The following is a 21,797-nucleotide window of genomic DNA, read 5'->3' as shown; positions in this document are numbered from 1 at the left end:
CTTTTTTTGCCGAAATATTCTCCTGATTTAAATGATATTGAGCATGACTTTAGTGCCTTGAAACGAGCTAGAATGTACGCTCCTATTGACACGTCTCTTGATGAAATTATCCGTTCTTACTGTGGCGTTTAGCGTCTCAGCTTTATTTGAAACTACTATATTTGCTGAATTTTGCGGAACAAAATATGCAGTAGCAGTTAGCAGTGGTACTGCCGCGTTGCATTTGGCTCTCCTCGCCTTAAATATTGGTGCCGGTGATGAGGTAATTGTTCCAACGTTAAGTTTTATCGCTACGGCTAATGCAGTTACTTACACAGGAGCTAAACCCATTTTTGTGGATAGTGAATGGGAAACATGGAATATTAACCCTGATTTAATTGAAGCTGCCATTACTCCTCGCACCAAAGCCATCATGCCCGTTCATCTCTATGGACATCCTGCGAAAATGGACAAAATTCTCGATATTGCTCAACGCTATCATTTAGCTGTGATTGAAGATGCAGCAGAAGCTCACGGCGCAACTTATCAGGGAAAAACCGTTGGAAGCTTAGGAGATTTGGGGATTTTTAGCTTTTATGGTAATAAAATTGTAACCACAGGGGAAGGCGGCATGATAGTTACTGATGACGAAGAATTAGCACAAAAAATTCGTATTCTCAAAGACCATGGAATGTCGAAAAAACAAAGATACTGGCATCCTATTTTAGGATATAACTACCGCATAACTAATATTCAGGCAGCTTTAGGAGTTGCTCAAATGGAGCGAATTAATAAAATACCTGAGGCTAAACGACGCATTGCCCAACTGTATGAACAAGAATTGTTACAAATTCAAGGCTTAACTTTACCTCCGCGTCAACCCTGGGCAGAAAGCGTCTTTTGGTTATACACGATTTTAATTAATCAGGACAAACTGGAATTAAATCGAGATCAATTAATGTCGAGGTTGCAAGAAAAAGGAATTGAAACCAGACCTTTGTTTATTCCTATTCATCGTCAGCCCATTTATAACACTCATCAGTCATTACCTGTAGCTGAATCATTAAGCAAGAATGGGTTAAGTTTACCTAGTTTTGTTACCTTGTCTAATGAAAATCTTTATCAAATTATAGACTCGATTAAAAAAGTTATCAGTTAACCCTCAAAACAAGAAAGATCATGTTCATGCAGAAAATACAAGCCAAATTTTACTCTTTAAAAACTAGACTAATTAATAAATTTATTAGGCTATCTCCTTGGTGTTATGATATTTACTATCGCTATTTTACTTCTTGGCAACAAGGCTCAATTAAGGGAATATATTTACACCCATCATGGAAAAAAAATGCAAATCATGTTCTCATATTTACTCAGCGATATTGGCTAATTCATACAGCAGTGGAAAGTGCTTTTGCCAAAGAACTTCAAACACAAGGTTGGAATGTAACAGTTGTAGGATGTGATCAAGCCATAAGAACTTGTGATAATATGATGTATGGTCAAACCTTAGAAACAAAACCCTTAACACATCAGTGTAGTTACTGCTCTTATCTATTAAAGAAACTTTGTCAAAGAGTGGGAGTGAATTATATTTCTATTCGTGAATATTTAGAAAGAAATCCTGTTCAATCTGATAGTTTGCCATACCGAGACTATGAAAAAATTGTTTGGTGTTCATGGGTAAGATTGTTAAGAAGTCAACATCCTCAAGAGCAAGAAGAATTTGCTCTGCGTCATTCTCTAGTAGAAAGTTGTCAAACAATTGATCGATTTTTAACCCATTATTTAGAACATAACAAAGTAGATCAAGTAATTATGTTAAATGGCAAGTTTTTTGCTGAACAACTTTTGAGAGAACATTGTCACGAAAAAGATATTCCTTATATTTCCTATGAAAAGGGAACGTTTAAGGAAACTCTGGTATTTGCCAAAAATAAAGCGGCTATCCCTTATCCAACCTTAGAAAAATGGCAACAACGAAAAGATATTCCTTTAACCCAAGAACAAAAACAACGATTGTATGGGTATCTAGAACAAAGAAAAGTGGTTGGTAATGCTGGAATTGTTCCGTTATATTCAACCATGACTGAAGATCAAAAGCAACTTAGTCTTAAGTATGGAATTGATTTAACTAAAGATATAGTAGTCCTATTTACTAATGTCATTTGGGATTCTTCTGTTGTTTTAGAAGACACGATTTTTTCTAATATTTTTGAATGGATAACTACAGTAATTAATTTTTATATAAAAAATCAGGATACCCAATTGATTATTAGAATCCATCCTGCTGAAATCAAGATATCTCCACAGCAGCAAACCCGAGACAAAGTTCAAGATTTTATTCAATCAAAATTCCCTACTTTACCTAGTAATATTATTGTGATATCACCTCAAGATGACGCGAGTCCATATACTTTAATGAATTTGGCAAAAATTGGATTGGTTTATACTTCTACTACTGGATTAGAAATGGCTTTAAAAGAAAAACCTGTAATAGTTTGTAGTAATACTCATTATGCCAATACAGAGTTCGTTTACACACCTTTAAATACAAAAGAATTTTTAATCTTTTTGAGTCAAAATTTGCAACTACGCAATCAACAGTTAATTTACGCCGAAAGATATGCTTATATGCTGTATTTTGAATATATGATTCCTTATTCAAATTGGATTAATCAAAAAAATGCCAATTACAAATTCAAAACCGCTATATCTGAAATGAATCTTCTAAGGCAGGCGGAATTATGAACGAAGAAAAACAACAAGAATTATTGATATCAGTCATAATAACTAACTATAATTATGACCAATTTATTGACCAAGCTATTGAGAGTGTGTTAAGTCAAACATATTATAATTTTGAGTTAATTATTGTTGATGATGGCTCAACAGATAACTCAAGAGACGTTATTTCAAGCTATACAGATTCTCGGATAAAAGCCCTTGTAAAAAACAATGGAGGTCAAGCTTCTGCGTTTAATGCCGGGTTTGAGCAAGCAAACGGCGAAATTATTTGCTTTTTAGATAGTGATGATTGGTGGAAACCAGAGAAACTAGAAACTATTATAAGATGGCATTATTTTATTAATAAAGACTATGCCATATTCCAGCACGTTTTAGATGTTTGGTATGAAGGAAAAACTCGTCCCTATAAGCACATATTGCCCAGTGGTGATTGTTTTGCTGAAATGAAAAAAGTTAAGAAGCTCGATTTTTTCGTACCGACATCAGGACTATCATTTCCTAAAAAAATATTAGATAGGATATTTCCAATTCCTATCAAGTTTATAATTGCAGCAGATTCCTACATCATGAGAACCGCTTGTGTATTTAACATGGTATATTCTATTCCAAAATCTTTAGGTTTTTATCGTCAACATGATAATACTGTTTTTCTTAATCCCGATTTTGACCTGCAGCCATTTCTTAAAGAAATTTTAATTCCTGAGTTGAATCAATTTTATCAAAAATACAGGATAAACTATCAAATTGAAATATCAGACTACAATTTCAATGAGCGGAAAAAGAATAAAAAACAAAAAATTTTTGAATATCTAAAAAAAGTCTTTTTTTAAAGGAGGCATCAACTTGTTACTTTCTATGCTAATCACAAAACAATTATTCTTGTCTATAAAAAGCAAAGTTAAATTTTATTTATGGTATCTAAAATATGCCCTTAAACTGGCTTCTTTTAAAAACATTCATCAGGGAGAGGATTGTTTTATTATTGGGAATGGTCCCTCTCTCAATAAAATGGATTTGGCAAAACTAAATCAATATTATACCTTCGGACTCAATAAGATTTACTTGATTTTTGAGCGAGTTGATTTAAGTTTAAGTTATTATGTAACAGTTAATCGTTTGGTCATCGAACAATGTCAAAATGAAATTCAGAATTTTCGTTGTCCTTGCTTTCTTGAATTTACAAAATCAAAAGATATTATACCCTTCAAAGAGAATATTTATCGTTTAGCTACAACGGGAAGACCTTATATGTTTCAAACAGATATTACCCAAAAAATATGTGAAGGAAATACTGTAACTTATGTTGCCATGCAGCTTGCCTACTATATGGGGTTCAAAAGAGTCTTTTTGATCGGAGTAGATCACAACTTTAAATATTCAGGAAATCCTAATGAATCCTAATGAAAAGCAAATTTTAAATTCCGAAGACCCAAATCATTTTGATTCCCGATATTTTAGTAACCAAGAATGGAATTTGCCTGACTTGGAAGCCTCCGAACTAGCCTTTCACCTTGCAAATTTTCATTTCAAGCGAGATAGCAGAAAAATTTATGATGCAACCTTAGAAGGAAAACTTAATATTTTCGACAAAATTAGCTTTGAACAGGCACTTTCCATGGCGAAACCAAAAAATTAAAAATCATCATCAGCGTTATATTTAGTGGACATGAAATATCCTAGGATTTTAATTATTAATCCAGTTCCTTTTAATCATATTAATGCTAGCGGTATAACAACTAGTAACCTTTTTCGAGGTTGGCCGCTAGACAAAATTGCACAGATTTATAGCCATGAGAATGACAAATATATTGATCATAAAATTTGTCAGAACTATTTACATATAGTATCTAAATCTTTAATTCCTGAAAAGCTTACTTTGGAGGAGCTTAACAAGCCTCTTCAACGAATTTCTGATTTGCTTAGTGGTAATTCTTTAACTTTGGGGGGGTGGCTTGCTAATCCTAGTCCTATCTTAAAATGGATAAAAAATTTTAATCCGGAAATTATATATGCGCGTCCCTTAGATACACCTTATTTTTATTGGCGTTTACCCTACCAAATTTCAAGAAACCAAAATATACCTTATGCCATTCATATTATGGATGATTGGCCAGCACGCTATGGGCAAAGAAGCGGAATAATCGACAATTTTATCCGAAAACCAGCACTACAGAAACAACTCAAAAGATTAATAGAAAATTCTAGTCTCAATATTGGAATTTCAGAGCAAATGTGCAAAGCATTTGAAGAACGTTATAAAAGGCCATTCGTTACATTTCATAACTGTATAGAAATAGACAATTTTATAAATCAAGGCAAGACAGATAAACCTTCTGATAACTTACAAGTAGTTTATACTGGTTCGGTAACCGAGGATAAAGAACTAGGAAGCTTAATTGATATAAAAGACGTTATCCTATCGCTTAACACAAAAGGTTATCAAATTACATTAACTATTTATGCTCCTTCCATATATCAAGAAATTATTGATCAAAAACTTGCCATACCAAATGTAATTAAATATGGAGGATTTTTTCCCCCTGAACTTAAGCCCAATATCCTAGCAAATGCAGATTTGCTATTATTGCCACTGAATTTTGACGTCAAAAGTATTATCTATACTCAATACTCGTTCCAATCAAAGTTGCCCGAATATATGGCATCTGGTACGCCAATTTTACTGTATGGGCCAAATAATAATCCTAATATAGAATATGCTAAAAAGAATGACTTTGGATTCATTGTTACTGAAAATAATCAGAAAGAACTAACGAATTTTTTTTTACGTATCATTAAAGATCAGAAACTAAGAGAACATCAAGGTAAAATGGGACAAAGATTAGCTTTTGCCGACTTCAACGCTGAAGTGATTAGGGAAAGATTTCATAAATCACTTTGTCAAATCGCCCGAAACAAACTAGGTTAATCGTTTTATGAGTTTTTCTGAACATCATCTTGTTTCTATCTATCCCTTTCCCGCTCTTAGACCCGTCTTAATTGATGTCGGAAGCCATCAGGGGGGAGTGTCCCAGTTATTTGCCCAAAAAAACTGGAAAATCATTGCGTTTGAGCCTGAAACAAAAAACCGACAAGTCTTTGATAAAAATCTATCAGGCTTTGATAATGTCACCTGTATCCCAAAAGCCGTCTCTAATGTTACCGGTGATAAAGTCCCCTTTTATACCAGTCAAGAACACTTTGGCATCCATACCCTTAAACCCTTTCATCCAACCCATAAATTTGCCTACGAGGTAGAAACAATCCGTTTAGACGATGCGTTAAATGCCTTAAAAATAGACCAAGTTACTTTTCTAAAGATTGATATTGAAGGAGCTGATTTTTTTGCTCTGCAAGGCTTTGACTGGAAGAAATATCATCCAGAAGTCGTTATGGTCGAGTTTATGGACAACCGATCCCAGCCAAACTTTAGCTACACTCACCACGATATGGTCAACTACATGACAGAGCGTGGTTACATCACCTACATTTCGGAATGGGATGTTATCAAAGAGTATGGACGCTCCGGACAGACTAGCGAGCCTCATCGTTGGCTACAATGTGTCCGTTATCCCCTTAACCATGAACCAGCCTGGGGGAATCTGATCTTTATTACCCAGGGGAACGAATCAAAATTCGAGCAAACGTTAGCCCAATATCTAGAAAAATCGAAACATCAAGACCGTTGGGAAAAACTAAAGCAAATCTTTAAAAAATTGCCTGGAGTTCATGCTCTCTATCAGAAATTAAAATCAGGGTTTAAATCAATCTAGTCAATTATTGAATTATTCTCTAAATTATTCACTCTTTTCACACCAGAATGCCCCTTGTCTCCCTAATTATTCGTTGTTACAACGAAGAAAAACACATTGGCCGCTTGCTCAGCGGCGTTATGCAGCAACAGGGCATCGACTACGAAATTATTATCGTGGACTCCGGCTCAACCGACGCCACCGTCAGCATTGCCCAACGCTATCCCATTCAACTCATCAGCATCGACCCCCAAAACTTTTCCTTTGGGCGCTCCCTCAATCTCGGATGCCAACAAGCTAGCGGTGAATATCTAGTTTTTGCCAGTGCCCACGTCTATCCCGTTTACCAAGACTGGCTTAAACAACTGATTGCCCCCCTGCAAACCAATCCCCAGATTGCCCTCAGCTACGGCAAACAACGGGGCAACAACCAAACCCAATTTTCCGAACATCAAATCTTTGCCCAGTGGTTCCCCGACCAAGCTCAGATTCCCCAAACCACTCCCTTTTGTAACAACGCCAATGCCGCCATTCGCCGTGACCTGTGGCAAAAATATCCCTACAACGAAGACCTGACCGGCCTAGAAGACCTGGACTGGGCCAAACGTCTTATGCAAGCCGGTTATCAAATCGCCTACGTCCCCGACGCCGAAATTATCCATGTCCACCAAGAAACCCCTCAACGGGTCAGAAACCGCTACCGTCGAGAGGCGATCGCCTTAAAACAAATTTTTCCAGAACAAACCTTCAGCCTAGGGGATTTTGTGCGCCTTACTGTCAGTAATACCCTGAGCGATTACTATTACGCTTGGCAAAGCCAACAACTAATGACCCAACTATGGGCCATTCCCCAATTCCGGCTCATGCAATTCTGGGGAACCTATCAGGGCTATCACCAAAACAATTCCCTCAATCAGCAACTGCGCCAAACCTTCTATTATCCCCGCCCCATCAACACCATCACCCCCAACGTCCCCAGCAAAGACGCACTCAAAATCAACTACGCCCAAAGCGATACCCAGCTAGTGCCTGACCCCTCTCCTCCTTCCCCCCATCAATGACTGCTTACCACCTAATTGATATTTCCGTCGCCGTTCATCCGCAGCTTCCCCGCTGGCCAGGCAGTCCCGCCATCGAATTTCAGCCAGAACTAGACCTTGCCAACGGCGATATTGCCACCGACACTACTATTCACATGAGCGTTCACACCGGAACCCATGTGGATGCCCCCAGTCATTTTCTCCAGGGCGGTAAAACCGTTGAAACCCTGCCCCTCGAAACCCTCCTTGGCCCCGTCACCGTCATTGACCTCAGCCACGTCGATGCCATTGAACCCCACCATCTCGCCCAAGCCCCCATTCCAGATAGAACCCAGCGCCTGCTCATCCGCACCCGCAACTCCCTGCACTGGCAGCAGAATCAATCCGAATTTGACCCCAACTTTGTCGCCCTCACCGCTCAGGCCGCTCAATGGGTCGTTGAGCAGGGAATAAAATTAATTGGCATCGACTACCTATCCGTCCAACGCTTCCGCGATGACGCCACCACTCACCAAATCCTACTGGGGGCAGAAGTGATTATTATTGAGGAATTAAACCTCTACGCTGTCCAGCCTGGAGAGTATGAACTCATTTGTTTACCAATTAAGCTCCAAGGCTTAGAAGGCGCTCCTGCTAGGGTAATTTTAAAGACAGTCTCTAACTAATTTGTCAGACTCAATGAACTCTGTAAAAATTGCGGCCCTTGTTCCCATGCGCCATGACAGTGAGCGAGTCATCGGCAAAAACTATCGTTCTTTTGGCGGCAAACCCCTTTACCATCACATTGTTCAAGCACTACTCGACTGCCCTGAAATCGAACAGGTCTGTATTGACACTGACAGCCCCTTTATCCTCGACGATGCCCCCCAACAGTTTCCCAAAGTGCAGTGCTTAGTGCGTCCTGAACCTCTACGCTCAGGCATGACCTCCATGAATGCGGTTTTGGCTAACACCCTTGCACAGATTGACGCCGATTTATATCTACAAACCCACAGCACCAATCCTTTGCTGAAATCCAGCACCATCAGCCAAGCCATTCAGCAATTATTGAATTCTCCCCAATATGACAGTTTATTTGGCGTTACCCGTCTGCAAACTCGCCTCTACGACGCCAATGGTAATGCCGTTAACCATGACCCCGACATTTTGCTAAGAACCCAAGACTTACCCCCAATTTACGAAGAAAATTCCAACCTTTATTTATTTACCAAAGACGTCTTTACCCAACGACAAAACCGCATTGGCAATCATCCCATTCTGTTTGAAATTGACCGGGATGAAGCCTGGGATATTGATGAAGAAGTGGACTTCCGCATTGCCGAAATGATGTATTTTTACCAACAAGAAAAATCATGAAATGGAAAGTTTTAGTAACCTGTCCCCCCATGCTCCATACCCTAGAGCATTGTCAAACCCGATTCGAGCAAGAACAGTTAGACGTGGTTGCCCCAACCATTACCCAACAGTTATCCGAAGCTGAACTCTGTGAACAAATTGCCGATTTTGATGGGGTAATCGCCGGGGATGATCCCTTTACCGCAAGAGTGTTAACTATCGGCAAACAAGGCAAACTAAAAGCACTGGCCAAATGGGGCATTGGCGTTGATGCTATCGATTTAGCCGCCGCAAAACAGTTGGGAATTTTGACATCCAATACCCCCAATGTCTTTGGTGATGAAGTGGCCGACGTGGCGATCGGTTACCTAATTCTCTTGGCAAGGGAATTGCACTGCATTGATCAAGCCGTTCGGCAAGGGGAATGGTTGAAGATTCGCGGCCACTCCCTCCGGGGTAAAACAGCCGGCATTATCGGGGTAGGCAGTATTGGTCAGGCGATCGCCGTTCGTTTACAAAGTATGGGGCTGAAATTGTTAGGCTATGACCCACATCCCATTAGCGCCGACTTCTGTGAGCAAACTGGATTGCATCCTGTACCGCTGCAAGATGTATTACAACAGGCGGATTGTTTGTTTTTAGCCTGTAATCTTACCCCAGATAACTTTCACCTCCTGAATGCAGATACCTTTGACCAGATGAAACCCGGCGTTTGGCTCATTAACGTTGCCAGGGGAGGATTAGTGGATCAAGCAGCACTCATAGAAACATTGCAAACTGGAAAAGTCGCTAAGGCAGCCCTAGACGTGTTTGAGCAAGAACCCTTGGCGGCCGACAGTCCCTTAACCCAACTGCCCCAGGTAATTCTGGGATCTCATAATGGTTCTAATACCCGAGAGGCAGTTCTCAAGGTGAATCAGTTGGCCATTGATAATTTGGTGCGGGACTTACAACGAGCAACATCGGGAGACTAACCATGAAACCAGTTGTTCTTATCACCGGTATTGCTGGGGGGATCGGTCAGGCGACAGCCGAACTTTTTGCCCAACAAGGTTGGCTCGTGACGGGAATTGATCGTCAAGCTGACCCAAAATGCCCTTATATTGACCACTATCAACAAGCTGATTGCGGCGATCCTAAAGCCCTTGCGGCTGCCTTTGACAATTTGGTCGGGGAAACCCAAAATCTCCATAGTTTGATTAATAATGTCGCCCTGCAAATTTGTCAGCCAATTCTCGAAACCTCCCTAGACGATTGGGATCAAGTAATGGCGGTTAATCTCCGGGCCGCGTTTCTTTTGGCAAAAATGTCTCACCCATATCTCCAACAAACCCACGGGAGTATCGTTAACATTAGTTCAGTTCATGCGCTGGCGACCTCCGCCAATATTGCTTCCTATGCCGCCTCTAAAGGTGGGTTAATTGCCTTGACCCGAGCCATGGCGATCGAATGGGCCGCTGATCAGATTCGAGTTAATGCCCTATTACCGGGGGCCGTAAATACCCCCATGCTGAGGGAGGGTTTGAGTCGTGGTCATTTGGTGGAACAATCCCCCCAGCATCAACTCCAAGAATTAGGGTCTAAAACTGTGATGGGTCGTGTCGGGCAACCGTCTGAAATCGCTCAGGCGATCGCCTTTTTAGCGGACAATGAGCAATCTAGCTTCATGACTGGGCAAACTATAACTATTGACGGCGGGGCGATCGCACGCCTCAGCACCGAGTAACTTGTTTCCGAGCTCAATTCCATGACGAAAAACACAACCGTAGAGCGTTTGCCAGACGCTAATCCTTATCGGTATGGTTTAGCAGAAATTTGGCGCAGACTTAAATGGGATCTGACTCCTGAATCATGGCGATCACGCCACAGACTTAAGCAGTATGAAAATCAATATGTAGGTCAAAAAGCTGTCATTGTTTGTAATGGCCCCAGCTTGTTACAAACAGATTTTTCATTGCTTAAAAATATTTATACTTTTGGTCTAAACAAAATCAACTTACTTTTTGATAAATCTGATTTTCGCCCATCTTGTATTGTTGCGGTAAACCCCTTGGTAATCGAGCAAAATGCAAGTTTTTATAACAACACCACAATCCCCCTTTTCATCAACAGTAAGCACACATCCCTGATTAAACCTAGAGAAAACATTATTTTCCTTCACTCAACAGAACAAATTAAATTTGCTCAAGATTGTTCAATCAGCTTATTTCATGGATCAACTGTAACCTTTGTCGCTATGCAGTTGGCATTTTATTTTGGATTTTCAAAAGTTGCTCTTATTGGATGCGATCACTCATTTAGAATGACAGGTTTACCTAATGAACAAGTCACTACGGAGCAAGAAGACCCCAATCATTTTGACCCTAAATATTTTGCAAATGGTGTTCAGTGGCACTTGCCAGACCTCTTAGGAAGTGAAGTAGGATATACTATGGCTAAGTTTCATTTTGAACACAATAATCGAGCAATTTACAATGCGACAGAAGGTGGAAAGCTAGAAATTTTTCCTCGATTGTCGCTTACAGATTTCATAGACTTGTAATTCAGAAAAACTAATTGAATTTCCACATTTATCTTAATACAAAGAATTAGTAGATTCCCAAGATACCTAGCGTAAACTTCTCAATTGAAGACAAAGAATATTATTAATTCATGTTTTTCATGCAAAATACTAAGTCTATTTATATTATCATTCCAGTTCATAATCGTCGAGAAGTTACATTACAATGCTTGACAACTCTAAAGCTTAACGAGGATTTAGATCAGTATAGGATTGTTGTTGTTGATGACGACTCAACCGATGGCACAAGAGAAGCTGTTAACGCTCAGTTTCCACAGGTAATTGTTTTAGAAGGAGATGGTAATTTATGGTGGACAGGAGCAGTCAAGATGGGAATGAAATACGCCTACGAACAGGGTGGTGAATTATTTATCTTGCTCAATGATGATTGTTATCCTCAAATGGGAACTATTTCTAAATTACTAAAAAAAATCGACGAAAATCCTAATTCAGTTATTGGCGTTCAATGCCTTGATCCAAAAAGCAAAGAACCAAGCTATGGCGGAATCCTTACAAATAATAATAAATTACAAGTCGTGAAAATTTTCCATACTTTTAATAGCATGACTGATTGCGACGCTTTAAATGGTAATTTGCTGGCAATTCCTCGTAATATTGTTGATAAAGTTGGCTTTCCTGATGCAAAACGATTTCCTCATCATTTTGGAGATTTTGTTTACACTAATCGAATCAAAAAAGAAGGCTATAAACTTTTTTTATGTAATGATATAGTGGCGTTATGCGAATACCATTATAATGGCTTGTCAAAAAAGTCCAGCCAGTTTAACCGTTTTCAAGAGCTATTTACTCCTACATCTCAATTTTACTGGAAAACAGAAATGAAGGGTTATATCGAGTTATTTGGTATTAAGGGCATAATTATATATCTACATAAGCGTTGTTTATTGTCCTCATTAAAAGTGATTTTTTTACTTCTCGATCAAAAACTAACTTTGTGATACCCCCTACTACAAATCCCTATTCTATCTCCACCGCATCAAAAGCTTAATCAAAGAAATCGGCAAAACTTGGCTACCCTAGCCCCAATTAACCTTGTCTGGCCCATAATTAAACATAGAACTACATCGATTATGGCTCCTGATGTTAACATCAGAGAGAATAATAGAAACCGCATTCCCTCCTAGTAATCCGTCCGATTATTTTAGCAATCCGGTCTTTGCTGACCTAGGCAAATTAGGAGAACTATTATCATGAATGAGCTATTGGAATTTACATCGCTAGTCTGGACTATCCTAACGTCAGTGGTGCTGAACACCTAGAGCTATTAAATATTCGGGATCAAATTGGAGAAATTGTTAACATATTTAGCCTACGAGAAAAAAGAAAATTACGAGAAGCAGATAAAAAATGTTAATTAACATGGCAACTACTTATCAAAAAATTTCTCGCTTTATTGATTTATCTAACTATCGAAATGAGCATGAGATTTCCCCCCATCAATGGTGGTGGTATTTAGATGTTTTATCCTTTCTTCCTGATGACATTAGCTCCAATGTAGCCTGATCAAAAAAACTTAAAACCTAGACCTTTTAGCATTGGCGATCAGCAAACTCAGTAAAACCTGGCTACCCTAGCTCCAATTAACTCTCCCTGTCCCAAGATTAAGATAGAACTGCTCTCTCGTTTCCCGTCTCATGGCCACCACCCCCCAAGAAGTCTGGCAACTCCTCGGCGAACTTGCCCAGGCCCAAAAAGAAACCGAACGCCTCCTCAAAGAACAGTCCCAAGAAGCGGATCGTCGTTTCCAAGAAACTGAACGACTCTTAAAAGAACAAAGCCAACGCCTACTTGGCCAACTTGGTAACCGCTTGGGAGAGTTTGTCGAATACCAAGTGCGACCTGCCGCCGTTAGACTGTTCCGGGAACGGGGCATTGACGTTCATGAAATTTCCACCGACCTATCCGTTCAAAAAAATGGTCAAGGGCTAGAAATTGATCTGTTAGTAGTTAATGGCAATGAGGCGATCGCCATCGAAGTGAAAAGTAAACTAGACAAGGAAGATGTAGATGAACACCTAGAACGAATGAGTAAATTTAAACGACTCCTACCCCGCTATCAACCTCTCAAAATACTAGGAGCCGTCGCCGCCATGGTAGTGCCCAACCAGATTGCCAGTTACGCCTACCGTAAAGGACTCTTTGTTATTGCCCAATCTGGCGACGATCTGATGATTTTAAATGATGCTAAATTCCGCCCTAAAGCTTGGTAGTCCACCGTCTCAAAATAATGAATTTCCATCTGCCTCAGCTTTTACCCTCGGCGATCGACAAACTCGGCAAAACTTGGTTGCCCTAGCCCGTTCCTACCCAGCCCAGAATGGAAATAGACCTACTGATGGGGGGTTTTCGGTAAAAAAGCTACACTAAACTAAGACTAAGGCTAGGCATCACCATATAACAAAACCAACTTAACTGGAATCACCCAAATTCAGCCCAAATGCTGTAACAACAACCAATAACTAATTTCCTAAAAACGATGATTTCTAACCCTTCTGTCCCAAGCCTTTATGAAGACGATTATGTCGCTTGGTTAGATACTACCCTTAACCAACTTAAAAACCATGACATCGAACAGCTTGACTGGGACAATTTAACTGAGGAAATAGAAGCATTGGGACGGGAACAACGCCACAAAGTCGAAAGTTATTTACTCCGACTACTGATTCATTTACTACTTTATCAATATTGGCACTCTGAAAAAGAATGGTCAGGGAAAGGTTGGGAAAAAGAAATTGATAACTTTCGCTTAGAACTAGATCTACTGCTAGAGTCCAAAGTCCTCTTTAATCATCTCACGACAATTCTGGAGAAGGATTATCAAAAAGCCCGCAAAAGTGCCATTCGCAAATCAAAATTGTCCCCTGAAATATTTCCATTGGCTTGTCCCTATATCCTAGAACAAATCCTCGATCCCGACTGGCTACCTTAACAATTGAAAAAGTCATTTACTCCCATTGAAAAATTGGTACTACGTCAAAGAAAACAACCCTCTCAAAAATCGCCATTTAACTGGACAGGACAACGACTTCAACTCCGGTAAATCAAACAATCCCATCACCTGTTTAAACTCCCGCCAGCGCCGCCGCCGCAATTGTCGCCACGCCCCCGCCAAAATATATTGATGAAAGAATAATCCTTTGCAAAACTCGATATCCCTTGTCGTCAAAATATTTAACTTCTCCAATTCCCCAAACAACCTCAGCAAAATATTCACCGTTTCTCCATGAAATGACCCCATGGTGAGTGCTTGGCCATGTACCCGATAGGCCACCGTGGCTTCCCGACAGCAATACACTCCATACCGGGCAAACAGCCGCATCCACATTTCCAGATCACAGGGTTCCCGCCAGTCCGGATTGAAATAACCCACCTCCGTGAATAAGTCCCGTCTAATTACCATGGCCGGGAAACGGACAAACGAAGAATCTGAAAAAAGCCGTATTAATGCATCGTGGGGGGGCAAAAGTTTATCTTGTCTAAACCCTTGCCGTTTCACGACCCGTTCTTGGGCATCCACCACCCGGACTCCAAATAATAAAACTGGGGATGAGCTCCCCAACTGCCGCAACTTATTGACCAGCAGACCTAATCCCTGGGGCAAAAAAAAGTCATCGTCGTGGAGAACCATCACATATTGCCCCGTTGCCCATTGAATAGCCCGGTTCCAGTTCTGGGCCATGCCCAACGGTTGTTGATGGTGTTCATAGCACCAAGATCCCGACCAATTTTTTAACACCTCACTGGCGATCGCCTGGCCCTGATCAGTGTCGGAATCATCGGTAATTACTATTTCTATATCACTCCCTTCACCCACGGCGATAGACTCCAAACCCCGCTGGAGCCAGTTAGGGCGGTTATAGGCAGGAATACAAATACTTAACAAAGGTGCTTCAAGCATCGCTTTCCTTTTTCCTCGTCCGCCCCATCCATAGCCAAGCTCTCTGAAATTCGGACCAATCTATTGCCGAGATTATGGCCCTAGTCCTGTAGCCAGCGGGCCGCATCCTTAGCATGGTAGGTCAAAATCAAATCTGCCCCGGCCCGTTTAAAGCTGGTGAGGGTTTCCAGGGTAACTTTTTGTTCGTCAATCCAACCGTTTAGGGCGGCCGCCTTCACCATGGAATACTCCCCAGACACGTTATAGGCCGCCACTGGTAAATTGGTCATTTCCTTAATGCGCCAAATAATATCCATATAGGACAAAGCCGGTTTGACCATCACCATATCCGCCCCCTCTAGCAAATCCAACTCCACTTCTTTCAACGCTTCCCGACTATTGCCTGGATCCATTTGGTAGGTCCGGCGATCGCCGAATTGGGGAGAGGAATCCGCCGCATCCCGGAAGGGGCCGTAATAGGCCGAAGCATACTTAGCCGCGTAGGACAGAATGGGAATATTTTGGAAATCATGGTCATCCAAGGCTTCCCGAATCGCCTGGACAAAACCATCCATCATCCCCGAGGGAGCAATGACATCTGCCCCAGCATTAGCTTGGGAAACAGCGGTTTTTTTCAACAATTCCAAGGTGGGGTCGTTCAATACCCGGCCGGTCAAATCCCCCGTTTCCAGATAGCCACAGTGGCCATGGTTGGTATATTCACACAAACAGGTATCGACAATTACCACCAAATCTGGCACCGCTTTTTTCACCGCTTCCGTCGCCTTTTGGACAATGCCGCAATCATGCCAAGCTCCCGTGGCATCGGTATCCTTATCTTCGGGAATACCAAACAGAATAATGGCCGGAATGCCTAAATCCCGTACTTCTTTAGCTTCGTCAACAATTTTATCCACCGACAGTTGGTACACTCCAGGCATGGAAACTACTTCCTTGGCAATGGCATTACCAGGAACGGCAAACAAGGGATAGATCAAATCATTGACGGTGAGGGTATTTTCCCTGACCATGCGGCGAAGAACATCAGTTTGGCGCAGGCGACGGGGACGGATGGTGGGAAACATAATGGTGCCTAAATATTTTGCTTAATGGATTTTTTTAAAGTTTTTAAAGTAAAAGTTCAGCCTTAGGGATTAGTTAGTGCTTGATTAACGTTGCTAATTGACTAGTTTTTGCCCCCAAGAACTGGTTAAGGTGCCAAATTCCGGCAATGGTTTGAAGCAGAATTCGGTCAGCCCTGGGGAAAAGCCTGGCAACCCAACCCAGACCAGTTCTCAGTTAACCTGAAGATGGGTTAGATCAGCTTGACAAACCGCAGACCGTAAAGCAGACCAAGGGTGACCCCGGTAAAAACAGCAATATAACCAATAAAAATGCCTACACCAGCGGCCATAATTTTGTTCCTCGCTTTGATAAAAACGTTGTAATTGTTTGCTATTGTACGATCCAGCGCCACCGATTGAACCAGCAACTTATGGCCACCACTATCCCCGTTCCCCTGCCCCAGTCCCCCTATCAAGTACAGATTGTGCCGGGAGGATTAGCGGCAATTGCCGACCATTTAGCTCCCCTTGGTTTGGGCAAAAAAATTATGGTGGTGTCCAATCCGGAAATTTATGACTACTACGGCGAAGTAGTGATCCAAGCCTTACAAAGGGCTGGCTATGAAGTTTTTCAGCATTTAATTCCCGCTGGGGAAACCCATAAAACCCTGGCTTCCATTAATGAGCTTTACGATGTCGCTTTCCAGGCCAATTTGGAGCGGAATTCCACCCTGCTGTCCCTGGGGGGAGGTGTCATCGGTGATATGACGGGGTTTGGGGCGGCCACTTGGCTCCGGGGCATTAATTTTGTTCAGGTACCCACTTCCTTGCTAGCCATGGTGGATGCTTCCATTGGCGGCAAAACGGGGGTGAACCATCCCCAGGGCAAAAATTTAATTGGTGCTTTTTACCAGCCGCGCTTGGTGTATATTGACCCCGTTGTGTTAAAAACCCTACCGGAACGGGAATTTCGGGCAGGGATGGCGGAGGTAATTAAATACGGAGTGATTTGGGATTCAGAATTATTCACAGCCCTAGAAGAAGCGGAAGATTTGTCTAGCATCGATCGCCTGCCGGACGAATTATTAACCAAAATCATCCAACGTTCCTGCCAAGCTAAAGTGGATGTGGTCAGCCAAGACGAAAAGGAAGCGGGATTACGGGCCATCCTCAACTACGGTCATACTGTCGGCCATGGGGTGGAAAGTCTAACGGGCTATGGAGTGATTAACCACGGGGAAGCAGTGGCCATTGGCATGGAAGCGGCGGCCAAAATTGCCCATTACCTAGGACTTTGTGACCAATCCCTCGGCGATCGCCAACGGCAATTATTGCTTAAAACTAAATTACCCACGGAGATGCCCCCAACCCTGGCGGTGGAGAACTTGCTAGCGAGTTTACTACACGACAAAAAAGTCAAAGCGGGCAAGGTTCGTTTCATTCTCCCCACGGCGATCGGGCAAGTAACTATCAGTGATGCTGTCACCGACGAAGTTATTAAGGCAACCCTAGGCTAATAAGTAAAACTGTAATCCTGGGGGACTGAAGATCAGCCCAAGGTGGGGTTAGGCAATTGTTAAAGATATGTAACAATGTGGCAGAGTCGGCTGGAGATTGAGCCAGTCTGTGCCAACCAATCGCCTTTTTCCCCGCCATGTTCGTTGATTTTTTCATTAAGCGCCCTGTTTTCTCCAGCGTTTGCGCCATCATCATTTTGCTGGTGGGGACGATTAGCATTTTTAGCTTACCGATCGCCCAATTTCCGGAAGTAGCCCCAACCACCATTCAGGTTAGTTCCAACTACAGCGGGGCCAATGCGGAAGTGGTGGAAAGGGCCGTCACCGACATTTTGGAGCGGCAGATCAACGGGGTGCAGGGGATGAGGTACATTTCCTCTACCAGCAGTAACGATGGCACCAGTAGCATCACCGTCACCTTTGACCGGAGCCAGAATAAGGACATTGCCGCCGTCGATGTGCAAAACCGCGTGGCTCTGGCAGAACCGCAACTGCCGGAAGCAGTGAGAAGAACGGGGATCAGGGTTAATAAAGAATCCAACGCCCTACTGTTGGGCATCGGCATCACTAGCCCCGATGGCGAGTACGACAACGTTTTTTTGAGCAACTACGCCGATCGCTATCTGGTGGATCCCATCCGTCGGCTGGAAGGAGTGGGGGATGTACGGATTTTTGGGGAAAGGCTCTATGCCATGCGCCTCTGGGTAGATCCAATGAAATTAGCGGCCCAGCAGTTGACCATGGCGGACCTGAGTCGAGCTTTGCAGGAACAGAATTTACAGGTGGGGGCTGGACAGATTGGAGCAGAACCAGCACCCCCAGGTCAAGAATATCAATTGGACTTGCTCGCCAGTAGTCAATTAGTAGAAGTAAAAGATTTTGAGGACTTAATTGTTAAATCCGGGGCCAGCGGCTCTGTGGTTAGATTCAAAGATATCGGTCGGGTGGAATTGGGGGCCCAAAACTACAATAGTTTTTTACGCTTTCGGGGCGACGAAGCGGTGGGGCTAGGTATTTACCAATTGCTGGATAGTAATGCGTTGGAAGTAGCCCGTTTGGTGAAAGACGAAATGGCCCGTTTGGCTCAAAACTTTCCCGAAGGTATTGAATACAGCGTTGCCTTTGATACCACGGAATTTGTGCAGGAGTCCCTCTCGGAGGTGGTGGAAACCCTGCTCATTGCCGTCGTTCTGGTAATCCTGGTAATTTTGGTCTTTCTGCAAGACTGGCGATCGGCCTTAATTCCCGCTTTAACCATTCCCCTGGCTTTAATTGGTACTTTTGCCTTTGTCAAAGTCTTTAACTTTTCCATTAACAGTTTGACCCTGTTCGGTTTAACTCTGGCAACAGGGTTGGTGGTGGACGATGCCATCATTGTGGTGGAGCAAATTAGCCGTTTTATCAAAGTTAAACACGAAGATCCCCAAGAAGCGGCCCAGGAGGCCATGGGGGAACTGACGGGGGCGGTCATTGCCACTTCTTTGGTATTGATGGCAGTGTTTATTCCAGTGGCCTTTTTTCCTGGAACGACGGGGGCTTTATATCAACAATTTGCCCTTACCATTGCTTTTTCCATTCTTCTATCTACTTTCCTGGCCTTGACGCTGACCCCTTCCCTCTGCGCCCTGTTACTGCGGGAAGGCCAAGAACCACCGGCCTTTATTGCCGGATTTTTCAACTGGTTTAACCGGGTACTAGACATTATCAAAAACGGTTATGGCAATGTGTTGGGCAAATTAGTCAATCTGCGGGCATGGGTAATTGGCGTATTTGTTCTGTTACTTGGGGCCACCGCTTGGTTGTACGTCACTGTGCCCACTGCCTTTTTACCGGAGGAAGACCAGGGTTATTTCATCACCATTATCCAAGCTCCCCAGGGGGTTTCCCTGCAATACACCAGTAGGGTAATGGCCCAGGTGGAAAAGGAATTGCTAGCGGTGCCAGAAGTGACGGCGACCTTTGCAGTGGGAGGATTTAGTTTTAGTGGTAATAGCCCCAACCAAGGGATTATTTTTACCCGGCTCAAACCTTGGGGGGAACGGACTGCTCCTAATCAATCGGTGCAGGCCATCATCGGTCAGATGTTTGGTAAATTTTCCCAAATTCCCGAAGCCAATATCATTCCCATTAACCCACCTCCTATAAGGGGTTTGGGGCAATTTGGTGGGTTTGATTTCCAGTTACAGGATTTACGGGTGAATAGTGAACTGGACACCATGGTGGGCACGATGGGGGAAATCCTGGGGGCGGCCAACCAAAATCCGGCTTTAACCAGGGTATTTAGTACTTTCCAAGCTAATAATCCCCAGTTAATTGTCAATGTCAACCGCAACAAGGCTAAAAGCTTGGGGGTGCCGGTGGACCAAATTTTCCAAACCATGGAAACGGCGTTGGGTTCGAGCTATGTGAACGACTTTGTTCTGCAGGGCCGCACCTATCGGGTTTACCTCCAGGCCGATGAGCAGTTCCGCAGTAGCCCGGAGGATATTAATAGCCTTTATGTTCGCAGTGAGTCCGGCACCATGATTCCCATGGCTAATTTGGTCACTGTGACCCAGGGGGTGGGGGCACCAATTATTACCCATTACAATCTCTTCCGCTCGATCGCCATTACGGGGTCAGCTAACTTTGGGGTGAGTACGGGGCAAGCCATGAATGCCATGGCGGCGATCGCCCGACAGGTCATGCCACCGGGGTTTGATTTCCAATGGTCGGGTATTTCTTTGGAGGAAATGGGTTCCCAGGGCCAGGCTCCCCTAATTTTTGGCTTAGGTTTGCTGTTTGTATTTTTGGTACTGGCGGCTCAGTATGAAAACTACATTGACCCGGTGATTATTCTGCTCAGCGTCCCCCTGGCTATTTTGGGAGCTTTAACGGCCCAAAGTTTACGGGGTTTCCCCAATGACGTGTACTGCCAAATTGGTTTGGTGATGTTGATTGGTCTTTCCAGTAAAAACGCCATTTTAATTGTGGAGTTTGCTAACCAGTTACGGGCGGAGGGTTATCCCATTGCTAAAGCTGCCCTGGAAGCATCAAAGGATCGTCTCCGCCCCATTTTAATGACCGCCCTTTCCACTCTATTTGGTATTTTTCCCTTGGCGATCGCCACTGGTGCGGGGGCCGGTAGTCGGCAAGCATTGGGTACAGCGGTATTTGGCGGGATGTTGGTGGCCACTTTCCTCAGCCTATTTGTAGTGCCAGTTTTATACATTGTGGTCAAAACTATCAGTGGAAGGCTTTTGGCACCCAAATCCACCAACCCCGAGCCTAGCCCCGAAATCGAATCCCACACCCCAGCCCCAGCGTCCCAAAGGAATAGCTAGAATATGTGGGAAGAAAATAAATCTGGTCTTATTGTTACGGCAGGCTTTTTGAGCAGAATTCAGGGTTTAGCCAATGAATCTCGACACCATTCAGCAAGATATTGCAGAACTTCCGCCTGAAGCCCAAGAAATTGTTTTTGACTTAGTCAAGAGTCTTAAAAAAGATCATGTTGCAAATTTGCCGGTCTCTTCCACAGACTGGTCAGATTTTATTGGTTGCATGGATGCAGAATCTGAATCTTTCTAGGAAATATAAAGCTTATTTGCATCACGAATTAGAAAAAAAATATGATCATTGTTGATACTGGCTTTTGGCTTGCCCTAGCTAATAAAAATGATGAGTTTCATATTCCGGCAGTGAATCTGTTTTATTCCCTACAAGACGAGCAGTTTATAACAACTTGGTGTGTTATGACTGAAACTTGCTATCTACTGCAAAATCGGGTTGGAATTCATGCACCGCAGAGATTTATTAGAAAAATTGGCTTAGGAAAACTCAATATCTTTGACATTAAACCTAGCCATTGTTCTCGCATTGAGCAACTTATGACGAAATATCGTGACTTGCTATAGGGCTTCGTGTTTAT

24 protein-coding genes are annotated in these 21,797 nt (G+C 42.8%); 21 read left to right on the top strand and 3 right to left on the bottom strand.

All coding sequences use genetic code 11. From position 1 onward, the window contains the following. The 17 genes from H6G46_RS15495 to H6G46_RS15415 form a co-directional block, all read left to right on the top strand. Positions 1 to 132: transposase (locus tag H6G46_RS15495; RefSeq protein ID WP_190759818.1), on the top strand; the 132-nt coding region annotated here is incomplete at its 5' end. Then, positions 101 to 1,138 carry a DegT/DnrJ/EryC1/StrS family aminotransferase gene (locus H6G46_RS15490; RefSeq protein WP_010872675.1) on the top strand — a complete coding sequence of 346 codons (1,038 nt, stop codon included), beginning with the start codon at positions 101 to 103 and terminating at the stop codon, positions 1,136 to 1,138. The genes H6G46_RS15495 and H6G46_RS15490, both read left to right, overlap by 32 nt. Before the next feature lie 26 nt (positions 1,139 to 1,164). Beyond that, a complete protein-coding gene (locus H6G46_RS15485) occupies positions 1,165 to 2,727 on the top strand; it encodes a beta-3-deoxy-D-manno-oct-2-ulosonic acid transferase (RefSeq protein ID WP_020861762.1) in 1,563 nt (520 codons plus the stop codon). Beyond that, positions 2,724 to 3,554, top strand: coding sequence for a glycosyltransferase family 2 protein (locus tag H6G46_RS15480; RefSeq protein WP_010872677.1), 831 nt, complete (start codon positions 2,724 to 2,726; stop codon positions 3,552 to 3,554). The genes H6G46_RS15485 and H6G46_RS15480 overlap by 4 nt, the downstream gene beginning before the upstream one ends. A gap of 13 nt (positions 3,555 to 3,567) precedes the next feature. Next, complete coding sequence (locus H6G46_RS15475) at positions 3,568 to 4,125, top strand: 6-hydroxymethylpterin diphosphokinase MptE-like protein (RefSeq protein ID WP_020861763.1); 558 nt, start codon at positions 3,568 to 3,570, stop codon at positions 4,123 to 4,125. Next, positions 4,115 to 4,360 (top strand): hypothetical protein, encoded by a 246-nt coding sequence (locus H6G46_RS15470; RefSeq protein WP_020861764.1) that lies wholly within the window; start codon positions 4,115 to 4,117, stop codon positions 4,358 to 4,360. The genes H6G46_RS15475 and H6G46_RS15470 overlap by 11 nt, the downstream gene beginning before the upstream one ends. A 30-nt stretch (positions 4,361 to 4,390) precedes the next feature. After that, on the top strand, positions 4,391 to 5,650 hold the full coding sequence (locus tag H6G46_RS15465; protein WP_199303574.1) for a glycosyltransferase: 1,260 nt from the start codon (positions 4,391 to 4,393) through the stop codon (positions 5,648 to 5,650). 7 nt (positions 5,651 to 5,657) lie between these two features. Next, the gene (locus H6G46_RS15460) at positions 5,658 to 6,494 is read left to right on the top strand and encodes an FkbM family methyltransferase (RefSeq protein WP_010872680.1); all 837 of its coding nucleotides are present in this window, start codon (positions 5,658 to 5,660) and stop codon (positions 6,492 to 6,494) included. A 47-nt stretch (positions 6,495 to 6,541) separates the two neighbouring features. Further along, positions 6,542 to 7,534 (top strand): glycosyltransferase, encoded by a 993-nt coding sequence (locus tag H6G46_RS15455; protein ID WP_010872681.1) that lies wholly within the window; start codon positions 6,542 to 6,544, stop codon positions 7,532 to 7,534. Next, the gene (locus H6G46_RS15450) at positions 7,531 to 8,178 is read left to right on the top strand and encodes a cyclase family protein (protein ID WP_010872682.1); all 648 of its coding nucleotides are present in this window, start codon (positions 7,531 to 7,533) and stop codon (positions 8,176 to 8,178) included. Before H6G46_RS15455 ends, H6G46_RS15450 begins: the two co-directional genes overlap by 4 nt. A gap of 13 nt (positions 8,179 to 8,191) precedes the next feature. Beyond that, positions 8,192 to 8,869, top strand: a complete 678-nt coding sequence (locus H6G46_RS15445) for an acylneuraminate cytidylyltransferase (protein WP_010872683.1) — start codon at positions 8,192 to 8,194, stop codon at positions 8,867 to 8,869. Further along, on the top strand, positions 8,866 to 9,822 hold the full coding sequence (locus H6G46_RS15440; protein ID WP_010872684.1) for a phosphoglycerate dehydrogenase: 957 nt from the start codon (positions 8,866 to 8,868) through the stop codon (positions 9,820 to 9,822). Before H6G46_RS15445 ends, H6G46_RS15440 begins: the two co-directional genes overlap by 4 nt. Positions 9,823 to 9,824: 2 nt before the next feature. Beyond that, positions 9,825 to 10,574: an SDR family oxidoreductase gene (locus tag H6G46_RS15435; RefSeq protein ID WP_010872685.1), complete on the top strand. Its 750-nt coding sequence runs from the start codon at positions 9,825 to 9,827 to the stop codon at positions 10,572 to 10,574. Positions 10,575 to 10,595: 21 nt separating this feature from the next. Beyond that, positions 10,596 to 11,390, top strand: coding sequence for a 6-hydroxymethylpterin diphosphokinase MptE-like protein (locus tag H6G46_RS15430; protein WP_010872686.1), 795 nt, complete (start codon positions 10,596 to 10,598; stop codon positions 11,388 to 11,390). Positions 11,391 to 11,509: 119 nt separating this feature from the next. After that, on the top strand, positions 11,510 to 12,367 hold the full coding sequence (locus H6G46_RS15425) for a glycosyltransferase family 2 protein (RefSeq protein WP_020861766.1): 858 nt from the start codon (positions 11,510 to 11,512) through the stop codon (positions 12,365 to 12,367). A gap of 696 nt (positions 12,368 to 13,063) precedes the next feature. Then, positions 13,064 to 13,639, top strand: a complete 576-nt coding sequence (locus tag H6G46_RS15420; RefSeq protein ID WP_010872688.1) for a hypothetical protein — start codon at positions 13,064 to 13,066, stop codon at positions 13,637 to 13,639. Positions 13,640 to 13,905: 266 nt separating this feature from the next. Then, a complete protein-coding gene (locus tag H6G46_RS15415; RefSeq protein ID WP_010872689.1) occupies positions 13,906 to 14,358 on the top strand; it encodes a DUF29 domain-containing protein in 453 nt (150 codons plus the stop codon). Between the two features lie 39 nt (positions 14,359 to 14,397). Here the strand turns inward: H6G46_RS15415 and H6G46_RS15410 are convergent, their stop codons facing one another. The 3 genes from H6G46_RS15410 to H6G46_RS15400 all read right to left on the bottom strand — a co-directional run bounded on the left by H6G46_RS15410 (position 14,398) and on the right by H6G46_RS15400 (position 16,720). Beyond that, complete coding sequence (locus tag H6G46_RS15410) at positions 14,398 to 15,327, bottom strand: glycosyltransferase family 2 protein (RefSeq protein ID WP_010872690.1); 930 nt, start codon at positions 15,325 to 15,327, stop codon at positions 14,398 to 14,400. An 80-nt stretch (positions 15,328 to 15,407) separates the two neighbouring features. Continuing rightward, entirely contained in the window at positions 15,408 to 16,391 is a 984-nt protein-coding gene (gene hemB / locus H6G46_RS15405; RefSeq protein WP_010872691.1) for a porphobilinogen synthase, read from the bottom strand. Between the two features lie 230 nt (positions 16,392 to 16,621). Next, positions 16,622 to 16,720 carry a cytochrome b6 gene (locus tag H6G46_RS15400; RefSeq protein WP_010872692.1) on the bottom strand — a complete coding sequence of 33 codons (99 nt, stop codon included), beginning with the start codon at positions 16,718 to 16,720 and terminating at the stop codon, positions 16,622 to 16,624. Between the two features lie 81 nt (positions 16,721 to 16,801). On the opposite strand from H6G46_RS15400, the gene aroB reads away from it, so the two are divergent. From aroB to H6G46_RS15380, 4 genes are all read left to right on the top strand, one after another. Beyond that, positions 16,802 to 17,887, top strand: a complete 1,086-nt coding sequence (aroB, locus tag H6G46_RS15395; RefSeq protein WP_010872693.1) for a 3-dehydroquinate synthase — start codon at positions 16,802 to 16,804, stop codon at positions 17,885 to 17,887. 137 nt (positions 17,888 to 18,024) lie between these two features. Next, positions 18,025 to 21,210, top strand: a complete 3,186-nt coding sequence (locus H6G46_RS15390) for an efflux RND transporter permease subunit (protein ID WP_010872694.1) — start codon at positions 18,025 to 18,027, stop codon at positions 21,208 to 21,210. A gap of 73 nt (positions 21,211 to 21,283) precedes the next feature. Further along, on the top strand, positions 21,284 to 21,457 hold the full coding sequence (locus tag H6G46_RS15385; RefSeq protein ID WP_020861768.1) for a hypothetical protein: 174 nt from the start codon (positions 21,284 to 21,286) through the stop codon (positions 21,455 to 21,457). A gap of 41 nt (positions 21,458 to 21,498) precedes the next feature. Continuing rightward, positions 21,499 to 21,783 (top strand): PIN domain-containing protein, encoded by a 285-nt coding sequence (locus tag H6G46_RS15380; RefSeq protein ID WP_020861769.1) that lies wholly within the window; start codon positions 21,499 to 21,501, stop codon positions 21,781 to 21,783. Positions 21,784 to 21,797 lie beyond the last annotated feature (14 nt).

This window comes from Synechocystis sp. FACHB-908, from assembly GCF_014698595.1.
In the GTDB taxonomy this organism is placed as follows: Bacteria; Cyanobacteriota; Cyanobacteriia; order Cyanobacteriales; family Microcystaceae; genus Synechocystis.
Note: the sequence above shows the minus strand (reverse complement) of the source record. Positions and strands in the feature narration are given on the sequence as shown.